Below are 20,505 nucleotides of genomic sequence, written 5' to 3' on the forward strand. Positions count from 1 at the left end.
CGCGCTGCTGCGCGGGTTTGCCGCTGTTCGGGGGTTTCCCCCATAATTCCGCCATCCCCGCTCGCACTGCCGCCTGGAGTCTCATGGAATCCTTTCGCAACATCGGCATCATCGGCCGCCTCGGCAGCACCCAGGTGCTGGAAACCATCCGCCGGCTGAAGCGCTTCCTGACCGAGCGGCACCTGCACGTGATCCTCGAGGACACCATCGCCGAAGTGCTGCCCGGCCACGGCCTGCAGACCTGCTCGCGGAAGATCATGGGCGAGATCTGCGACCTGGTCGTCGTCGTCGGCGGCGATGGCAGCATGCTCGGCGCGGCGCGTGCGCTGGCCCGGCACAAGGTGCCGGTGCTGGGCATCAACCGCGGCAGCCTGGGCTTTCTCACCGACATCCGCCCGGACGAGCTGGAAACCAAGGTGGACGAGGTGCTCGGCGGCCAGTACATCGTCGAGAGCCGCTTCCTGCTCGACGCCCAGGTGCGCCGCCACGGCGAATCCATCGGCCAGGGCGACGCGCTCAACGACGTGGTGCTGCACCCCGGCAAGTCGACGCGGATGATCGAGTTCGAGCTGCACATCGACGGCCAGTTCGTCTGCAGCCAGAAGGCCGACGGCCTGATCGTCGCCACGCCCACCGGCTCCACCGCCTATTCGCTGTCCGCCGGCGGGCCGATCATGCATCCGAAGCTGGACGCCATCGTCATAGTGCCGATGTACCCGCACACCCTGTCCAGCCGGCCGATCGTGGTCGACGGCAACAGTGAGCTGAAGATAGTGGTGTCGCCGAACATGCAGATCTACCCGCAGGTCTCCTGCGACGGGCAGAACCACTTCACCTGCGCGCCGGGTGACATGGTCACGGTGAGCAAGAAGCCGCAGAAGCTGCGCCTGATCCACCCGATCGACCACAACTACTACGAGGTCTGCCGGACCAAGCTCGGCTGGGGCAGCCGGCTGGGGAGCAGCGAGTGAGCGAACTCGACCCGGGCCGTGGCTACGACCTGATCGGCGACGTCCACGGCTGCGCGCACACCCTCGACCGCCTGCTGGAGCGGCTGGGCTATCAGCTGCACGGCGGCGTCTGGCGCCACCCGCGGCGCCAGGCGCTGTTCCTCGGCGACATCATCGACCGCGGCCCGCGCATCCGCGAGGCGCTGCACCGGGTGCACGACATGGTCGCCGCCGGCGAGGCCCTGTGCATCATGGGCAACCACGAATTCAACCTGCTCGGCTGGTCCACCCCGGCGGCGCCGGGCAGCGGCCGCCAGTTCGTGCGCGAGCACACCCCGCGGCACGCACGGCTGATCCAGGAGACCCTCGACCAGTTCGAGGACCACCCCGGCGACTGGCGCGACTTCCTCGGCTGGTTCCAGCAGCTGCCGCTGTTCCTCGATGCCGGGCGCTTCCGCATGGTCCATGCCTGCTGGGACAACGAACTGATCGACTCGCTGCGCCGGCAGTTCCCCGACGGGCGCATCGACGAGGCCTTCGTCCAGGCATCCGCCGTGCACGGCAGCTTCGCCTACCAGGCGTGCAACCGGCTGCTGCGCGGCACCGACATGCGCCTGCCCAACGGCATGACGCTGACCGGCAGCGACGGCTACACCCGGGCCTTCTTCCGCACCAAGTTCTGGGAAGAGGACCGCGAGCCGGAGACCTACGGCGACATCGTCTTCCAGCCCGACGCGCTGCCCGACGAGGTGGCCGCCGAGCGCCTGAGCGCCGAGCAGAAGTCCAGCCTGCTGAGCTACGGCGCCGACGAGCCGATGCTGTTCGTCGGCCACTACTGGCGCCGCGGCACGCCGGCGCCGATCCGCCCGAACCTGGCCTGCCTGGACTACAGCGCGGTCATGTACGGCAAGCTGGTGGCCTACCGGCTGGACCAGGAAACGCGCCTGCAGCGCGACAAGTTCGTCTGGGTGGACGTGAAGCGTCCGGGAGAGGATGAGTGAGTGCAGTAGTGGCCATGCGCCTGCCCCTGGCGGCGGATCTCGGCGGTTTCGTCGGTCTGCTGCAACGCCTGAACGTGCCCTTCCGGGTCAGCGAGGAGGCTGGCGAACAGGTGCTCTGGGTGCCGGACGAAAGCCTGGCCGAGCAGGTGCGCGACCTCTACCGGCGCTACCCGCAGGGCGACCCCGAGCTGGCTTCCGCGGCCCAACCGCAGCGCCGCGGCCCAGGTTTCCTGGCCCAGGTGCGGGCCAGCAAGGTGACCGCCGCGGTGCTGCTGGTGACCTTCGCGGTCGCCGCCCTGACCCTGCTCGGCGGCAACCCGGACACCCTGCGCTGGTTCACCTTCCAGGACTTCCAGCTGGTCGGCACCGACCGGGTGCTGTTCCAGCCGCTGGCCGAGGGCCTGGCGGCGGGGCAGTGGTGGCGCCTGTTCACGCCCATGCTGATCCACTTCGGCTGGCTGCACCTGGCGATGAACGCCATGTGGTACTGGGAGCTGGGCCGGCGCATCGAATACCGCCAGGGTGGCGTCATGCTGCTGGGCCTGAGCCTGGGCTTCGGCCTGGTGTCCAACGTCGTGCAGTACCTGGCTTCCGGGCCGAGCCTGTTCGGCGGCCTGTCCGGCGTGCTCTACGGCCTGCTCGGGCACTGCTGGATCTTCCAGCTGCTGGCGCCGACCCCGGCCTACCGCCTGCCGAAGGGCGTGGTGGCGATGATGCTGATCTGGCTGCTGGTGTGCCTGTCCGGCGTCATCGACCTGCTGGGCTTCGGCTCCATCGCCAACGGCGCCCACGTCGGCGGGCTGGTGATCGGCTGCCTGACCGGCGCGCTGGGCGGCATGCTGGCGCGCGGGCGCCAGGCCTGATCCCACGCGCGCCGTAGGGCGTACAACCGTTAGCGGTTGTACGCCGTTACACCCGATTCGTCGCCGGCGCCAGGGACGAACCGGGCCGACGATTTCCCGCATGACCGCGAGCAGGCCGGCGGCCATGGCCAACCGGCGTATAACGCGGAACGTTATACGCCCTACGTCGATGCCACCGTTTGACCTCTGTTCGTGCGCCAGGCCGCCCGGCCCGGTAGAATGCCGGTTTTGCCCCCAGCAGGAGCCGGCCCCATGTCGTCCTTCGCCGAAACCATCGAGAACATCACCCCGGAAATCTACGAGAGCCTCAAGCTCGCCGTGGAGATCGGCAAATGGCCGGATGGCCGCAAGCTGAGCCTGGAGCAGAAGGAGCTGTGCCTGCAGGCGATGATCGCCTGGGAGCTGCAGAACCTGCCCGAGGACCAGCGCACCGGCTACATGGGTCCGCAGGAGTGCGAGTCCCACGCCGAGGCGATCCCCAACATCCTCTTCTCGTCCAATTCGCTGCACTGATGACCGGGCTTTGATGAAAGAGCTAGGACGCGGCGCCCTGAGCAAGATGTCGGCGCGCCTTGAAAGCCCCGTACAGTACGCCTTCCGCCTCGGCGAGGCGGAAGTGGCGGTCAACCCGCTGATCGGCAAGACCCTGCGCCTGGAGTACCTGGGCGCCATCCACTGCTGCCATTGCGGGCGCAAGACGAAGAAGAGCTTCAGCCAGGGCTACTGCTACCCCTGCTTCACCAAGCTGGCGCAGTGCGACAGCTGCATCGTCAGCCCGGAAAAGTGCCACTACGACGAGGGCACCTGCCGCGAGCCGGCGTGGGGCGAGCGCTTCTGCATGACCGACCACGTGGTCTACCTGGCCAACTCCTCGGGCGTGAAGGTGGGCATCACCCGTGCCACCCAGGTGCCGACGCGCTGGATCGACCAGGGCGCGCGCCAGGCGCTGCCGATCCTGCGGGTGGCCACGCGCCAGCAGTCCGGGCTGGTGGAAGACCTGCTGCGCAGCCAGGTGGCCGACCGCACCAACTGGCGCGCCCTGCTCAAGGGCGAGGCCGAGCCGCTGGACCTGGCGGCCATCCGTGAGCAGCTGTTCGACCACTGCGCCGAGGGCCTGCGCGAGCTGCAGCAGCGCTTCGGCCTGCAGGCCATCCAGCCGGTGAGCGACATCGAGCCGATCGAGATCCGCTACCCGGTGCAGGCCTACCTGGCCAAGATCACCAGCTTCGATCTGGACAAGACGCCGGTGGTGGAGGGTACCCTGCAAGGCATCAAGGGCCAGTACCTGATCTTCGACACCGGCGTCATCAATATCCGTAAGTACACAGCTTATCAGCTAGCCATCAGCTATAAGCCTCAAGCGGCAAGCTGAGCCGGCGAACCACGAACTTGCGGCTTGAAGCTCGAAGCTTGAAGCTGCCCGGAGGGCCACATGCGCACTGATCAACCGAAAGTCATCTACCTCAAGGACTACCAGGCGCCCGAGTACCTGATCGACGAGACCAACCTGACCTTCGAGCTGTACGAGGACCACACCCTGGTCCACGCGCAACTGGTCATGCGCCGCAACCCCGAGCGCGGCGAAGGCCTGCCGCCGCTGGTGCTCGACGGCCAGCAGCTGGAGCTGCAGTGGGTGGCCCTGGACGACCGCGTGCTGGAAGAGGGCGACTACCAGCTGGACGAGAACCACCTGACCCTGCAGCCGACCGCCAGGCAGTTCACCGTCGACAGCACCGTGCGCATCCACCCGGAGAAGAACACCGCGCTGGAAGGCCTGTACAAGTCCGGCAAGATGTTCTGCACCCAGTGCGAGGCCGAGGGCTTCCGCAAGATCACCTACTACCTCGACCGCCCGGACGTGATGAGCAGCTTCACCACCACCGTCTCGGCCGAGCAGCACAAGTACCCGGTGCTGCTGTCCAACGGCAACCCGGTGGCCAGCGGTTCGGAAGAGGACGGGCGGCACTGGGCCACCTGGCAGGACCCGTTCAAGAAGCCGGCCTACCTGTTCGCCCTGGTCGCCGGTGACCTCTGGGCGGTGGAAGACACCTACACCACCCTGAGCGAGCGCGAAGTCGCCCTGCGCATCTACGTCGAACCGGAGAACATCGACAAGTGCCAGCACGCCATGGACAGCCTGAAGAAGGCCATGCGCTGGGACGAGAAGGTCTACGGCCGCGAGTACGACCTGGACATCTTCATGATCGTCGCGGTCAATGACTTCAACATGGGCGCCATGGAGAACAAGGGGCTCAACATCTTCAATTCCAGCTGCGTGCTGGCCAAGGCCGAGACCGCCACCGACGCCGCGCACCAGCGCGTCGAGGGCGTGGTGGCCCACGAGTACTTCCACAACTGGTCGGGCAACCGCGTGACCTGCCGCGACTGGTTCCAGCTGTCGCTCAAGGAAGGCTTCACCGTGTTCCGCGACAGCGAGTTCTCCGCCGACATGAACTCGCGCACCGTCAAGCGCGTGGAAGACGTGGCTTTCCTGCGCACCAACCAGTTCGCCGAGGACGCCGGCCCCATGGCCCACCCGGTGCGCCCGGACTCCTTCATCGAAATCTCCAACTTCTACACCCTGACCGTCTACGAGAAGGGTTCGGAAGTGGTGCGCATGATCCACACCCTGCTCGGCGCCGAGGGCTTCCGCAAGGGCACCGACCTGTACTTCGAGCGCCATGACGGCCAGGCGGTGACCTGCGACGACTTCGTCAAGGCCATGGAAGACGCCAACGGCGTCGACCTGACGCAGTTCAAGCGCTGGTACAGCCAGTCCGGCACCCCGCGCCTGGCGGTGGAGGAAAGCTACGACGCCGCGGCGCAGCGTTACACCCTGACCTTCCGCCAGAGCTGCCCGCCGACCCCGGGCCAGAAGGACAAGCAGCCCTTCGTCATCCCGGTGGAAATGGGCCTGCTGGACCACCTGGGCAACCCGCTGCCGCTGCGCCTGGCCGGCGAGGAACACGCCCACGGTAGCAACCGCGTGCTGCAGGTGACCGAGGCAGAGCAATCCTTCACCTTCGTCGGCCTGGCCGAGAAGCCGCTGCCGTCGCTGCTGCGCGGCTTCTCCGCGCCGGTGAAGCTGAGCTTCCCCTACGACCGCGACCAGCTGATGTTCCTCATGCAGTACGACGAGGACGGCTTCAACCGCTGGGAAGCCGGCCAGCAGTTGTCGGTGCAGGTGCTCCAGGAACTGATCGGCCAGCACCAGCGCGGCGAGCAACTGGTGCTCGACGAGCGACTGATCACTGCCTTCCACACCCTGCTGCAGGACAACGCCCTGGACCAGGCGATGGTCGCCGAGATGCTCTCGCTGCCCAGCGAGGCCTACCTCACGGAGCTGAGCGAAGTGGCCGACGTCGAGGCCATCCACGCCGCCCGCGAGTTCGCCCGCAAGCGCATCGCCGAGGCCCTGCGCGAGCCGCTGTGGCAGCGCTACCAGGCCAACCGCGAGGCCTCGCGCAAGACGCCGTACGTGGCCGAGGCCGAGCACATCGCCCGGCGCAGCCTGCAGAACATCGCGCTGTCCTACCTGATGCTGGTGGGCGGCGATGAAGTGCTGGCGGCTTGCCTTGAGCAGTACGAGGGCTGCGACAACATGACCGAACGCCTCACCGCCCTGGCGGTGCTGGTCAATTCGCCATACGACGACGAGAAGGCCAAGGGCCTGGAAATGTTCGCCGACTACTTCAAGGACAACCCGCTGGTGATGGACCAGTGGTTCAGCGTGCAGGCCGGCTGCACCCTGCCCGGCGGCCTGGAGCGCGTACAGGCGCTGATGGGCCACCCGGCCTTCACCCTGAAGAACCCGAACAAGATCCGCGCCCTGATCGGCGCCTTCGCCAACCAGAACCTGGTCAACTTCCACCGCGCCGACGGGGCGGGCTACCGCTTCCTGGCCGACCAGGTGATCACCCTCAACGCGCTCAACCCGCAGATCGCCTCGCGCCTGCTGGCGCCGCTGACCCGCTGGCGCAAATACGCCCCGGCGCGCCAGGCCCTGATGCGCGCCGAGCTGGAGCGCATCCTGGCCTCCGGCGAGCTGTCCAGCGACGTCTACGAGGTGGTCAGCAAGAGCCTCGCCTGACGCTGCTCCCGGCTGACGAAAAAAGGTGTTATCGGCCCTGCCGGTAACACCTTTTTTTCGCCTGTGGACTTGCTGTCTCGCCAATCGCGCCGAGGCGTTCTTCGTAGGATGGGTTGAGCCTGCGAAACCCATGCGGTGGTGGTGATGGGTATCGCTGCGCTCAACACCATCCTACGGCGGTGCTCCTCCTGCCATGCAGGCCGACAGCGCCGAGGCGCTTTTCGTAGGAGCGAGCTTGCTCGCGAACCCGCCAGTCACTGGGTCATTCCCCTTCGGGCCAGCGCAAGCGCTGTTCGCGATGAAGCCGCGTCCCGCGTTCGCGGGAATGACGGGATATAGGACGGGATATAGATAGGCGTTTCAGGATGACTCTGGAGTTTCCGGCAACTCAGGACAGCCCCCTCTCCCGCTTGCGGGAGAGGGCTGGGGAGAGGGTGCTCTAAAGCCCAGCACCTAAAGTCCCCGGCAAACCCCATTCGCGAGCAAGCTCGCTCCTACGGGAAAGCACCCACGCGGCGAAAGCCACGCAGCAAATTCCCAAGTGTTCCCACGAGCACCTCCAGGTACCCGGAAATACCCGGAGTGTTACCGTCGGTATCTTTTTTCCTGTCCGCTGGAGGCCGCGTGGCGACTGGGCTGCAGCTTTACCTAGTCCTTTTGGATGACTCCCGCTGCGCTTAACAAAAGATAACGTGCCTTTAATTGTCAGGCTGCAGAAAGGCTGGCATATAACGACCACTCCCTATCCGCCTGCAATAAAAACAAAGAGGTAAGGCTATATGCGTGAGCATCTGCGGCACGCCACCGGCGAGCTGTCCGTGCGTTCGTCCGGGCTCTCGGTTTCCGCCACCCCGTCCCCCCTGCGCAAATCGCTTTCGCTGCTCGGCGCGTTCTCGCTGCTGTGGCTGGCGGCCGCTCCGCTGCATGCCGGCGCGACCGAAGCGCCGGCCAGCGACACCGATGGCTACGCCATCGCCTCGGCCAAGGCCCCGAGCAGCCTGCTGCTGAGCGTCAGCCACGCCGGCAAGCGCCTGGTGGCGGTCGGCGACCGGGGGCACATCCTCTATTCCGACGACAACGGCAAGACCTGGGCCCAGGCCAAGGTGCCCACCCGCCAGCTGCTGACCGCGGTGTTCTTCGTCAACGACAAGAAGGGCTGGGCGGTCGGCCACGACGCGCAGATCCTCGCCAGCGAGGACGGCGGCGCCACCTGGACGCGCCAGTTCGAAGACCTCAAGCGCGAAGCGCCGCTGCTGGACGTGTGGTTCCAGGACGAGAGCCACGGCCTGGCCGTGGGCGCCTACGGCGCCATGCTGGAAACCCACGACGGCGGCAAGAACTGGGAAGACGTCAGCGAACGCCTGGACAACGAAGACCAGTTCCACCTCAACGGCATCGCCGCGGTGAAGGATTCCGGCCTGCTGGTGGTGGGCGAATCCGGCAGCCTGTTCCGCTCGAAGGACTGGGGCGCCACCTGGGAGAAACTGCAGGGCCCCTACGAGGGTTCGCTGTTCGGCGCCGTCGGCACCGCCCAGCCCGGCACCGTGCTGATCTACGGCCTGCGCGGGCACCTGTTCCGCTCCACCGATTTCGGCGACACCTGGCAACAGGTGGCGCTGCCCATCGCCGGTGACGGCACCCTGGAGTTCGGCCTGGCCGAAGGCTCGCTGCTGCCCGATGGCAGCATCGCCGTGGTCGGCAACAGCGGCAGCGTGCTGGTGAGCAAGGACGACGGCCGCACCTTCAACATCTTCAACCGGCCCGACCGCCTGGCGCTGGCCGGGGTCGGCGCGGCCGGCGACGGCAACCTGGTCCTGGTCGGCCAGGGCGGCATCCACCTGGCTTCGGCGACCGGCGCCGAGCTGACAGAACAACAATGAGCCGGGGAAGCCCTATGAACGCAGTCAACTCGCATCACCAGGACAAGGCGACCCTGCTCGAACGCCTGATCTTCAACAACCGCCCGGTCGTGATCGTCATCTGCCTGCTGGTGACCCTGTTCCTCGCCTTCCAGGCGACCCAGGTACGGCCGTCCACCAGCTTCGAGAAGATGATCCCGCTCAAGCACCCGTTCATCCAGAACATGCTGAGCCACATCAACGACCTCTCCAACCTCGGCAACACCGTGCGCATCTCGGTGGAAGCGGTGAACGGCGACATCTTCACCAAGGAATACATGGACACCCTGCGGCAGATCCATGACGAGGTGTTCTACATCCCCGGCGTCGACCGTTCCGGCCTGAAGTCGCTGTGGAGCCCCAGCGTGCGCTGGACCGAGGTGACGGAAGAGGGCTTCGCCGGCGGCGAGGTCATCCCGCAGACCTACGACGGCTCGGCCAAGGCCCTGGACAAGCTGCGCGACAACGTCCTCAAATCCGGCCAGATCGGCCGCCTGGTGGCGAACAACTTCAAGTCCAGCATCGTCGACGTGCCGCTGCTGGAGGTCTACCCCGACGCCCAGGACCAGAGCAAGCTGCTGAAGCTGGACTACCGCCAGTTCTCCCATGAGCTGGAAGAGAAGATCCGCGACAAGTACCAGGCGCAGAATCCGAACGTGAAGATCCACATCGTCGGCTTCGCCAAGAAGGTCGGCGACCTGATCGACGGCCTGGTCATGGTGGTGGGCTTCTTCGGCATCTGCTTCGTCATCACCCTGGTGCTGCTGCTGTGGTTCACCAAGTGCGTGCGCTCCACCATCGCCGTGCTCTCCACCACCCTGGTGGCGGTGATCTGGCAACTCGGCCTGCTGCACACCATCGGCTTCGGGCTGGACCCGTACTCGATGCTGGTGCCCTTCCTGATCTTCGCCATCGGTATTTCCCACGGGGTGCAGAAGATCAACGGCATCGCCCTGCAGTCCAGTGACGCGGAAACCCCGCTGCTGGCCGCTCGGCGCACCTTCCGCCAGCTGTTCCTGCCGGGCATGATCGCCATCCTCGCCGACGCCGTGGGCTTCATCACCCTGCTGGTGATCGATATCGGGGTGATCCGCGAACTGGCCATCGGCGCTTCCATCGGCGTGGCGGTGATCGTCTTCACCAACCTGATCCTGCTGCCGGTGGCGATCTCCTACATCGGCATCAGCAAGCGCGCCGTGGAGCGCAGCAAGAAGGACGCGGTGCGCGAGCATCCGTTCTGGCGCCTGCTGTCCAACTTCGCCAGCGCCAAGGTGGCGCCCATCTCCATCCTGATCGCCCTGGTGATGTTCGCCGGCGGCCTCTGGCAGGGCCACCACCTGAAGATCGGCGACCTCGACCAGGGCGCCCCGGAACTGCGTCCGGACTCGCGCTACAACCTCGACAACGACTTCATCATCCGCAACTACTCCACCAGCTCCGACGTGCTGGTGGTGATGGTCGAGTCGGCGGCCGAGGGCTGCTCCGCGCACCAGACGCTGCAGGCCATCGACGAGCTGTCGTGGAAGCTGGAGAACACCGAGGGCGTGCAGTCGGCCATCTCCCTGGTCACCGTGTCCAAGCAGGTGATCAAGGGCATGAACGAGGGCAACCTGAAGTGGGAGACCCTGTCGCGCAACAAGGACGTGCTGAACAACTCCATCAGCCGCGCCGACGGCCTGTACAACAGCGCCTGCTCGCTGGCGCCGCTGCTGGTGTTCCTCAACGACCACAAGGCCGAGACCCTCGACCGCGCCGTGCTCGCCGTGCAGGAGTTCGCCAAGGACCACGAGAAGGATGACCTGAAGTTCAAGCTGGCCGCGGGCAACGCCGGCATCGAGGCGGCCACCAACGAGGTGATCAAGCAGTCCGAGCTGATCATCCTGGTGCTGGTGTACATCTGCGTGGCGGTCATGTGCATGATCACCTTCCGCTCCTTCACCGCGACCCTCTGCATCGTCCTGCCGCTGATCCTCACCTCGGTGCTGGGCAACGCGCTGATGGCCACCCTCGGCATCGGCGTGAAGGTGGCGACGCTGCCGGTGATCGCCCTCGGCGTGGGCATCGGCGTGGACTACGGGATCTACATCTACACCCGCCTGGAGTCCTTCCTGCGCCAGGGCCTGTCGCTGCAGGAGGCCTACTACGAGACGCTGAAGTCCACCGGCAAGGCCGTGCTGTTCACCGGCCTGTGCCTGGCCATCGGCGTGGCCACCTGGATCTTCTCGGCGATCAAGTTCCAGGCCGACATGGGCCTGATGCTGACCTTCATGCTGCTGTGGAACATGTTCGGCGCGCTCTGGCTGCTGCCGGCCCTGGCCCGCTTCCTGATCAACCCGGAGAAGGTCCGGGCGAAGAAGGCGTCGATCCTGGTCCACTGATCCTGGCGTGACCCAGAAAACCGCGGCTCCGGCCGCGGTTTTTTTTGCTCGCCGGGGCGACGGCGGGCGGATCCGCGGACGGGAAATATCCGGACGTGTAGGAGCGGGCCCTGCCCGCGAATCGCGCGCAGGGCGCGCTCCTACAAGGAAGCGCTGCCGAGGTGCTTTTCGTAGGAGCGAGCTTGCTCGCGAACGGGGTTTGCCGGTGGCGTAGGTGTTGGGCTCAAGAGCGCCCTCTCCCCAACCCTCTCCCGCAAGCGGGAGAGGGGGCTGTCCTGAGCGGCCGGAAAATCCGCAGCCATCCTGATACTCCTGGCTACGTCGCCGCTCCCGCCGTTGGCCTCGGCCGCCCTTCGGGATTTCGTCGGAAATCCGCGCCACACCTGGCTCCGGCAAAGTTGGAACACTTCCTGCAAATACCCTGTCGGCGCCACTCTCGGCGTCAAAAGTTTGTTGTACCAGGGTAGGGGAGTTCGGGGTGGATCGTACGCAATTGATCGGAACAGTGCGCAGCAACCTGGCCGGCCTGGGCCGTGGCAACCTGGGTGTGCCGCTGCTGCTGCTGGCGATGCTGGGCATGATGACCCTGCCGATCCCGCCGTTCCTGCTGGACGTGCTGTTCACCTTCAACATTGCCCTGTCCATCGTCGTCCTGCTGGTCTGCGTGTACGCCTTGCGCCCGCTGGACTTCGCCGTGTTCCCGACCATCCTGCTGGTCGCCACCCTGCTGCGCCTGGCGCTGAACGTCGCCTCTACCCGCGTGGTGCTGCTCCACGGCCACGACGGCCACGCCGCTGCCGGCAAGGTGATCCAGGCCTTCGGCGAAGTGGTGATCGGCGGCAACTACGTGGTCGGCATCGTGGTCTTCGCCATCCTCATGATCATCAACTTCGTGGTGGTCACCAAGGGCGCCGGGCGTATCTCCGAGGTGAGCGCACGCTTCACCCTCGACGCCATGCCCGGCAAGCAGATGGCCATCGACGCCGACCTCAACGCCGGCCTCATCGAGCAGGCCGAGGCCAAGAAGCGCCGCGCCGAGGTGGCCCAGGAAGCCGACTTCTACGGCTCCATGGACGGTGCCTCGAAATTCGTCCGCGGCGACGCCGTCGCCGGCCTGCTGATCCTCTTCATCAACCTGATCGGCGGCGTCGCCATCGGCGTGATCCAGCACTCCATGTCCTTCGGCGACGCCGGCAAGGTCTACGCCCTGCTGACCATCGGTGACGGCCTGGTGGCGCAGCTGCCGTCGCTGCTGCTGTCCACCGCCGCGGCGATCATGGTGACCCGCGTGTCTTCCTCCGAGGACATGGGCCAGCAGGTCAACCGGCAGATGTTCGCCTCGCCCAAGGCGCTGGCCATCTCCGCCGCCATCCTCATCGCCATGGGCCTGGTCCCGGGCATGCCGCACGTGTCCTTCATCGGCCTCGGCGCCGTGGCCGCCGGCGGCGCCTGGATGATCGTCCAGCGCCAGCGCAAGGCGGCCCAGGCCGAGGTCCAGGAAGCCCAGCGCCAGCAGGAACTGCTGCCGGCCCAGCGCAGCCAGGAAACCAAGGAGTTGGGCTGGGACGATGTGACCCCGGTGGACATGGTCGGCCTGGAGGTCGGCTACCGGCTGATCCCGCTGGTGGACCGCAACCAGGGCGGCCAGCTGCTGGCGCGGATCAAGGGCGTGCGCAAGAAGCTGTCCCAGGACATGGGCTTCCTGATGCCCTCGGTGCACATCCGCGACAACCTCGACCTGCTGCCCAACGCCTATCGTTTGACGCTCATGGGCGTCAGCGTGGCGGAAGCGGAGATCTACCCGGACCGCGAGCTGGCGATCAACCCCGGCCAGGTGTTCGGCACCCTCAACGGCATCGCCGGCAAGGACCCGGCCTTCGGCCTGGAAGCGGTGTGGATCGAGCCCGGCCAGCGCGACCAGGCGCAGTCCCTGGGCTACACCGTGGTGGACGCCAGCACCGTGGTCGCCACCCACCTCAACCAGGTGTTGCACAAGCATGCCCACGAGCTGCTCGGCCATGAGGAGGTCCAGCAACTGCTGCAGCTGCTGGCCAAGACCTCGCCGAAGCTGGCGGAAGAACTGGTTCCGGGGCTGATTTCCCTGTCCACCCTGCTCAAGGTCCTGCAGAACCTGCTGCAGGAGCAGGTGCCGGTGCGCGACATCCGCACCATTGCCGAGGCCATCGCCAACGTTGCCGCCAAGAGTCAAGATCCCGCCGCCATGGTGGCAGCGGTACGCGTGGCGCTGAGCCGCGCAATCGTCCAAGGCATTGTGGGACTAGAGCCGGAGCTGCCTGTGATCACCCTGGAACCCAGGTTGGAACAGATCTTGCTCAACAGTATGCAGAAGGCCGGGCAAGGTTCGGAAGACGGCATTCTGCTGGAGCCGGGCATGGCGGAAAAACTGCAACGCTCGCTGGTCGAGACCGCGCAGCGCCAGGAAATGCTCGGCAAGCCGGCGATCCTGCTGGTGGCCGGGCCGATCCGCGCGATGATGTCGCGTTTCGCGCGGATGGCGGTGCCGAGCATGAGCGTGCTGGCCTACCAGGAAATTCCGGATAACAAGCAAGTCACCATCGTCGCCACCGTTGGACAGAACTGAAGGACAGCGCCATGCAGGTTAAACGCTTCTTCGCCGCCGATATGCGTCAGGCCATGAAACTGGTCCGTGACGAGCTGGGCGCGGATGCCGCCATCATCGGCAACCGCCGGGTCGCCGGCGGTGTCGAGCTGACCGCGGCGCTGGACTATCAACCGCCGGCAGCGGCCAGCAAGCCGAACCCGGCGCTGGAGGCCGAGCTGCGCCAGACCCAGGCGCGCATCGCCCAGGCCCGCGCCGAGCTGGACAGCCCGGTGCGCGCCGCCGCCACCGCGCGCAAGGACCGTCAATTGTACGGCGCCGAGCCGGCCAAGCGCCCGAGCCTGGCCGAGGCCATGGCCGCCCCGGCGCCCGCCGCCGCGCCGGCCGCCGTCAGCCAGCAGGCGCTGGATGCCATGCGCTTCGAACTCAACGGCCTGCGCGAGCTGCTCGAAGTGCAGCTGGGCTCCATCGCCTGGGGCCAGCTGCAGCACCAGCGCCCGAAGCAGGCCGGCCTGTGGCGCCGCCTGCAGCGCATGGGCCTGCCGGCGGACCTGAGCCGCCAGCTGCTCGAACGCGTGGCCTCCATCGCCGAGCCCAAGCAGGCCTGGCGCATGCTCCTGGCCCACCTGGCGCGCTCGATCCGCACCCCCGAAGAAGACCTGCTGGAGCAGGGCGGGGTGATCGCCCTGGTCGGCCCGGCCGGCATGGGCAAGACCACCACCCTGGCCAAGCTGGCGGCGCGCTACGTCCTCAAGTACGGTGCGCACAACCTGGCGCTGGTCAGCATGGACAGCTTCCGCCTGGGCGCCCAGGAGCAGATCAAGTCCCTGGGCCGCATCCTCAACGTACCGGTGAGCCTGGTCGACCCTGGCCAGTCGCTGCTGCAGGCCATGGCGCCGCTGGCGGGCAAGCGCCTGGTGCTGATCGACACCGCCGGCCTGCCGGCCAGCGACCCGGCGCTGCGCATGCAGCTGGAAGCCCTGGCGGCGCAGAGCCTGAACGTGAAGAATTACCTGGTGCTGGCCGCGACCAGCCAGAGCCAGGTGCTCAAGGCTGCCTTGCACGCCTATCGCAGCTGCGGCCTGGCCGGTTGCATACTGACCAAGCTGGACGAGGCGGGCAGCCTGGGCGAGGCCCTGGCGCTGGCGATAGCACAACGCTTGCCGGTTGCCTATCTGGCGGACGGGCCGCGAATTCCGGATGATCTGCAGGTGGCGCGCGCGCACCAGCTGGTCAGCCGCGCGGTCAGCCTGCAGGCTCCTGAGGAGCCGTGCGAAGACACCATGGCCGGCATGTTCGCCGGCCTCTATCAGCAGCCGGCGCGACACGTCGGCTGACGGATTCCAGGGGCGCTCCCGCACGCGGGGGCGCCAGGCGGATACGGATGCTCGAGCAGATCCGTAAGCGCTGGTGGCGGGAGAGCACCGCGACCGGCAGACCCAGGCGCCAGCCGCGCCGGGGACGATGAAGAGACAAGGTAAGACTATGGGTATGCATCCCGTTCAGGTAATCGCGGTCACCGGTGGCAAGGGTGGCGTCGGCAAGACCAACGTCTCGGTGAACCTGGCGATGGCGCTGGCCGACCTCGGCCGCCGCGTCATGCTGCTGGACGCCGACCTCGGCCTGGCCAACGTCGACGTGCTGCTGGGGCTTTCGCCCAAGCGCACCCTGGCTGACGTCATCGAAGGCGAATGCGACCTGCGTGACGTCATCCTCCAGGGCCCCGGCGGCATCCGCATCGTCCCGGCGGCCTCGGGCACGCAGAGCATGGTGCAGCTCTCGCCCATGCAGCACGCCGGGCTGATCCAGGCCTTCAGCGACATCAGCGAGAACATCGACGTGCTGCTGGTGGACACTGCCGCCGGCATCGGCGATTCGGTGGTCAGCTTCGTCCGCGCGGCCCAGGAAGTGCTGCTGGTCGTCTGCGACGAACCGACCTCGATCACCGATGCCTATGCGCTGATCAAGCTGCTGAACCGCGACTATGGCATGACGCGTTTCCGCGTGCTGGCGAACATGGCGCACAGCCCGCAGGAAGGGCGCAACCTGTTCGCCAAGCTGACCAAGGTCACCGACCGCTTCCTCGACGTGGCGCTGCAGTACGTCGGCGCCATTCCCTACGACGAGTCGGTGCGCAAGGCCGTGCAGAAGCAGCGCTCGGTCTATGAAGCCTTCCCGCGCAGCAAGGCCTCGCTGGCCTTCCGCGCCATCGCCCAGAAAGTCGACAGCTGGCCGCTGCCGGCCAACCCGCGCGGGCACCTGGAGTTCTTCGTGGAGCGCCTGGTGCAGCATCCGACCACGGGTTCGACCGTATGATGAGCGGCTCCGGAGCGCTTATGTACAGCAAGACGCAGGCGCGCAATGCCCAGGAAGAGCTGATCCAGCGCTATGCGCCGCTGGTCAAGCGGATCGCCTACCACCTGCTGGGCCGGCTGCCGGCCAGCGTGCAGGTGGAAGACCTGATGCAGGCCGGGATGATCGGCCTGCTCGAGGCGGCGAAGAAGTACGACCAGGGCAAGGGCGCCAGCTTCGAGACGTACGCCGGCATCCGCATCCGCGGGGCCATGCTCGACGAGGTGCGCAAGGGCGACTGGGCGCCGCGTTCGGTGCACCGCAACACCCGCCTGGTGAGTGACGCCATCCGCACCATCGAGGCGCGGACCGGACGCGATGCTAAAGATCAGGAGGTCGCTGCCGAACTCAATATGAGTCTCGACGATTACTACGCGATCCTGAGCGACACCCAGGGCAGCCGCCTGTACAGCTTCGACGACCTGCTGCAGGAAGGCGCCCAGGGCCCGGCGGAAGACACCACGCACCTGGACAACGAGCCCTCCCACGGCCTGGAGGACGAGCGTTTCCAGCAGGCGCTGGCCGACGCCATCACCAAGCTGCCCGAGCGCGAGCGCCTGGTGCTGGCGCTGTACTACGACGAGGAGCTCAACCTCAAGGAGATCGGCGAGGTGCTGGGGGTCAGCGAGTCGCGCGTCAGCCAGCTGCACAGCCAGTGCGCCGCGCGCCTGCGGGCCCGGCTCTCGGAGTGGCGGGCGCACTGATCGACCGGTGGACGCAAGGAAGTAACGGAATTTTCCGGCGGGGCGTATAGAATCCCGTCGGTTCGACACTGCTGGCCCTTTGCTATGAGGGCGGCGAAAAGGGCGGGGCACCCCGCCACCGACAAGCAACACGGCAGGCGCCGCCAAGGGCGCCCGCCCAAGGGTATTCAAGGCGCGCCCGCCACGGCGCGCCGGGACTGGACGGAGGCAGGTTTGGACAAGAACATGAAAATTCTCATCGTGGACGACTTCTCCACGATGAGGCGCATCATCAAGAACCTCCTGCGTGACCTGGGGTTCACCAACACCGCGGAAGCCGATGACGGCACCACCGCGCTGCCCATGCTGCACAGCGGCAACTTCGACTTCCTCGTCACCGACTGGAACATGCCCGGCATGACCGGCATCGACCTGTTGCGCGCGGTGCGCGCCGACGAGCGCCTGAAGCACCTGCCGGTGCTGATGGTCACCGCCGAGGCCAAGCGCGACCAGATCATCGAAGCGGCCCAGGCCGGGGTCAACGGCTACGTGGTCAAGCCTTTCACCGCCCAGGTGCTGAAAGAGAAGATCGAGAAGATATTCGAGCGGGTCGGCGGCTGAAGCCGACCAAGAGGGCGTCATGGATCTCGTCAACGAATCCAAGGGGGGCGACTTCGAGTCGACCCTGAAGAAACACGCGCGCGAATTGGTCGAGAGCCTGGAGCGCGGCGAAGTGCAGCAGGCCGTGCAGCTCATCCAGGAGCTCAACGAAGCCCGTGACCGCGGCCTCTACCAGGAGGTCGGCAAGCTCACCCGCGAGCTGCACAACGCCATCGTCAATTTCCAGATCGACCCGCGCTCGCGCCACGCCGAGGAAATGTCGCAGATCGCCGACGCCACCGACCGCCTGTCGTACGTGGTGCAGATGACCGAGAAAGCGGCCAACCGCACCATGGACCTGGTGGAAGAGTGCACGCCGCTGGTCGGCCACATCGAGGGCGAGGCCAAGGAGCTGCAGGAACAGTGGTCGCGCTTCATGCGCCGCGAGCTGGGCCCGGAGGCCTTCCGCGAGCTGGCCAAGCGCGTCGAGGCCTTCCTCTACAGCAGCGCCCAGGACAGCCGCAAGCTCTCCGCGCACCTGAACGACATCCTGCTGGCGCAGGACTTCCAGGACCTCACCGGGCAGGTGATCAAGCGCGTCACCAGGCTGGTCACCGAGGTGGAGAGCAACCTGGTCAAGCTGGTCTGGATGGCCGGGCAGGTGGATCGCTACGCCGGCATCGAGCACGACCACGAGGGCCTGCGCACGGCGGTGGAAAAAGAAAGATCGTCCAAGGGTGAAGGTCCGCAGGTTGCTGCCGATAAGAGAGTGGACGTCGTATCCGGTCAGGACGATGTCGATGACCTGTTGTCCAGCCTTGGTTTTTGAGGTGTGTGAACACACCGTGGGGAGCACCGAATGAGCTTCGACGCCGATGATGAGATCCTCCAGGACTTTCTGGTGGAGGCCGGCGAGATTCTCGAGCAACTGTCCGAGCAACTCGTCGAGCTGGAAAGCCGGCCCGACGACATGGACCTGCTCAATGCCATCTTCCGTGGTTTCCACACCGTCAAGGGCGGCGCCGGCTTCCTCCAGCTGAACGCCCTGGTGGAGTGCTGCCATATCGCGGAGAACGTCTTCGACATCCTGCGCAAGGGCGAACGCCGCGTCACCTCCGAGCTGATGGACGTGGTCCTGCAGGCGCTGGACACGGTCAACGTCATGTTCGCCCAGGTCCGCGACCAGGAAGAGCCGACCCCGGCCACCCCGGAGCTGCTCGCCGCGCTGGCGCGCCTGGCCGAGCCGGGCGACGACGACGCCGTCGAAGCCGCGCCCCAGGAGGAAGCCGCCGCGCCGGAGCCCGCCGCCGAGCCGGCCGCCTATGGCGACATCACCGACGCCGAGTTCGAGCAGCTGCTCGACGCCCTGCAGCCGGGCAGCCAGGCCGCGCCGGCCGAACAGCCGCCGCAGGCTGAAGCGCCACAGGCCGAGGCCGCCGGCACCGGCGATGAGATCACCGACGACGAATTCGAGGCCCTGCTCGACCAGTTGCATGGCAAGGGCCAGTTCAGCGGCGCCAGCAGCCAGCCGGAAGAGCCGGCCGCTGCCGCGCCCGCTCCGGCCGAAGCGCCGGCCGCCGGCGACGAGATCACCGACGACGAGTTCGAAGCGCTGCTCGATCAGCTGCACGGCAAGGGCAAGTTCGGCGCTGCGGCGGAAGAACCCGCTGCGCCGGCCGAAGCCGAGGCGCCCGCCGCCGCTGGCGACAACATCACCGACGATGAATTCGAAGCGCTGCTCGACCAGTTGCACGGCAAGGGCAAGTTCAGTGCCGACGCTGCCGCCACGCCGGCCCCGCCTGCCGCCCCCGCGCCGGCCAAGGCCGTCGAGCCTGCCGCCGTGGCCAAGCCCAAGCCCGCGCCCAAGCCGGCCGCCAAGCCTGCGGACAGCCCGCGCCCGGCCGCGGCTCCCGCGCCGGCCCACGAAAAGAGCGCCAGCGAGGCGGAAACCACGGTGCGCGTGGACACCGCGCGCCTGGACGAGATCATGAACATGGTCGGCGAGCTGGTGCTGGTGCGTAACCGCCTGGTGCGCCTGGGCAGCAACAGCGGCGACGAAGCCATGGCCAAGGCCGTGGCCAACCTCGACGTGGTCACCGCCGACCTGCAGATGTCGGTGATGAAGACGCGCATGCAGCCGATCAAGAAGGTCTTCGGACGCTTCCCGCGGCTGGTGCGCGACCTGGCGCGCAACCTGAAGAAAGAGATCAACCTGGAGCTTGTGGGCGAGGAGACCGACCTGGACAAGAACCTGGTCGAGGCCCTGGCCGACCCGCTGGTGCACCTGGTGCGCAACGCCGTGGACCACGGCATCGAGTCGCCCGAGGAGCGCGAGGCCTCCGGCAAGGCGCGTGGCGGCCGGGTGGTGCTGTCCGCCGAGCAGGAGGGCGACCACATCCTGCTGTCGATCTCCGACGACGGCAAGGGCATGGACCCGGACATCCTCCGCGCCAAGGCGGTGGAGAAGGGCCTGCTGGACAAGGACGCCGCCGAGCGCCTGAGCGAGTCCGACTGCTACAACCTGATCTTCGCCCCGGGCTTCTCGACCAAGACCGAGATTTCCGACGTGTCCGGCCGCGGTGTCGGCATGGACGTGGTGAAGACCAAGATTTCCCAGCTCAACGGCATCATCAACATCTACTCGGCCAAGGGCCAGGGCTCGAAGATCGTCATCAAGGTGCCGCTGACCCTGGCGATCATGCCGACGCTGATGGTGATGCTGGGCGACCAGGCCTTCGCCTTCCCGTTGGTCAACGTCAACGAGATCTTCCACCTCGACCTGTCGCGCACCAACGTGGTCGACGGCCAGGAGGTGGTGATCGTCCGCGACAAGGCCCTGCCGCTGTTCTACCTCAAGCGCTGGCTGGTGCCGGGCGCCGAGTGCGACGAATCCAGCGAGGGCCACGTGGTGATCATCTCGGTGGGCACCCAGCGCATCGGCTTCGTGGTCGACCAGCTGGTGGGCCAGGAAGAAGTGGTGATCAAGCCCCTGGGCAAGATGCTCCAGGGCACCCCCGGCATGGCCGGGGCGACCATCACCGGCGACGGGCGCATCGCGTTGATCCTCGATGTGCCGAGCATGCTCAAGCGCTACGCGCGGCGTATCTGA

The 20,505-nt window shown here is 66.8% G+C and carries 15 protein-coding genes; all 15 read left to right on the plus strand.

What is annotated here, in order from left to right; translation table 11 throughout:
- Positions 1-83: 83 nt before the first annotated feature.
- Positions 84-971 (plus strand): NAD(+) kinase, encoded by an 888-nt coding sequence (locus M8R19_RS24690; RefSeq protein WP_009621081.1) that lies wholly within the window; start codon positions 84-86, stop codon positions 969-971.
- Positions 968-1,951: a metallophosphoesterase gene (locus M8R19_RS24695; protein WP_249919196.1), complete on the plus strand. Its 984-nt coding sequence runs from the start codon at positions 968-970 to the stop codon at positions 1,949-1,951. The genes M8R19_RS24690 and M8R19_RS24695 overlap by 4 nt, the downstream gene beginning before the upstream one ends.
- Positions 1,948-2,814 (plus strand): rhomboid family intramembrane serine protease, encoded by an 867-nt coding sequence (locus M8R19_RS24700; protein ID WP_249919197.1) that lies wholly within the window; start codon positions 1,948-1,950, stop codon positions 2,812-2,814. Before M8R19_RS24695 ends, M8R19_RS24700 begins: the two co-directional genes overlap by 4 nt.
- Positions 2,815-3,066: 252 nt before the next feature.
- Positions 3,067-3,327 (plus strand): YeaC family protein, encoded by a 261-nt coding sequence (locus tag M8R19_RS24705; protein ID WP_074984751.1) that lies wholly within the window; start codon positions 3,067-3,069, stop codon positions 3,325-3,327.
- A gap of 13 nt (positions 3,328-3,340) precedes the next feature.
- A complete protein-coding gene (locus M8R19_RS24710) occupies positions 3,341-4,186 on the plus strand; it encodes a DUF2797 domain-containing protein (protein WP_249919198.1) in 846 nt (281 codons plus the stop codon).
- A gap of 60 nt (positions 4,187-4,246) precedes the next feature.
- Positions 4,247-6,904 carry an aminopeptidase N gene (gene pepN / locus M8R19_RS24715; protein WP_249919199.1) on the plus strand — a complete coding sequence of 886 codons (2,658 nt, stop codon included), beginning with the start codon at positions 4,247-4,249 and terminating at the stop codon, positions 6,902-6,904.
- A gap of 779 nt (positions 6,905-7,683) precedes the next feature.
- Complete coding sequence (locus M8R19_RS24720; protein WP_249919200.1) at positions 7,684-8,784, plus strand: WD40/YVTN/BNR-like repeat-containing protein; 1,101 nt, start codon at positions 7,684-7,686, stop codon at positions 8,782-8,784.
- A gap of 14 nt (positions 8,785-8,798) precedes the next feature.
- Positions 8,799-11,180 (plus strand): efflux RND transporter permease subunit, encoded by a 2,382-nt coding sequence (locus M8R19_RS24725; protein WP_249919201.1) that lies wholly within the window; start codon positions 8,799-8,801, stop codon positions 11,178-11,180.
- A gap of 478 nt (positions 11,181-11,658) precedes the next feature.
- Positions 11,659-13,782, plus strand: a complete 2,124-nt coding sequence (gene flhA / locus M8R19_RS24730; protein ID WP_009621090.1) for a flagellar biosynthesis protein FlhA — start codon at positions 11,659-11,661, stop codon at positions 13,780-13,782.
- Positions 13,783-13,793: 11 nt separating this feature from the next.
- On the plus strand, positions 13,794-15,098 hold the full coding sequence (gene flhF, locus M8R19_RS24735) for a flagellar biosynthesis GTPase FlhF (RefSeq protein WP_074984743.1): 1,305 nt from the start codon (positions 13,794-13,796) through the stop codon (positions 15,096-15,098).
- A 127-nt stretch (positions 15,099-15,225) separates the two neighbouring features.
- Positions 15,226-16,077, plus strand: a complete 852-nt coding sequence (fleN, locus tag M8R19_RS24740; protein ID WP_370311049.1) for a flagellar synthesis regulator FleN — start codon at positions 15,226-15,228, stop codon at positions 16,075-16,077.
- Complete coding sequence (gene fliA / locus M8R19_RS24745; protein WP_249919202.1) at positions 16,074-16,817, plus strand: RNA polymerase sigma factor FliA; 744 nt, start codon at positions 16,074-16,076, stop codon at positions 16,815-16,817. Before fleN ends, fliA begins: the two co-directional genes overlap by 4 nt.
- A 225-nt stretch (positions 16,818-17,042) precedes the next feature.
- The gene (locus tag M8R19_RS24750) at positions 17,043-17,417 is read left to right on the plus strand and encodes a chemotaxis response regulator CheY (protein ID WP_009621098.1); all 375 of its coding nucleotides are present in this window, start codon (positions 17,043-17,045) and stop codon (positions 17,415-17,417) included.
- Positions 17,418-17,436: 19 nt separating this feature from the next.
- On the plus strand, positions 17,437-18,225 hold the full coding sequence (locus M8R19_RS24755) for a protein phosphatase CheZ (RefSeq protein ID WP_009621100.1): 789 nt from the start codon (positions 17,437-17,439) through the stop codon (positions 18,223-18,225).
- Positions 18,226-18,255: 30 nt separating this feature from the next.
- On the plus strand, positions 18,256-20,505 hold the full coding sequence (locus M8R19_RS24760; RefSeq protein WP_249919203.1) for a chemotaxis protein CheA: 2,250 nt from the start codon (positions 18,256-18,258) through the stop codon (positions 20,503-20,505).

The sequence above is a fragment of the Pseudomonas sp. R3.Fl genome, from assembly GCF_023516765.1.
Classification (GTDB): Bacteria; Pseudomonadota; Gammaproteobacteria; order Pseudomonadales; family Pseudomonadaceae; genus Pseudomonas; species Pseudomonas citronellolis.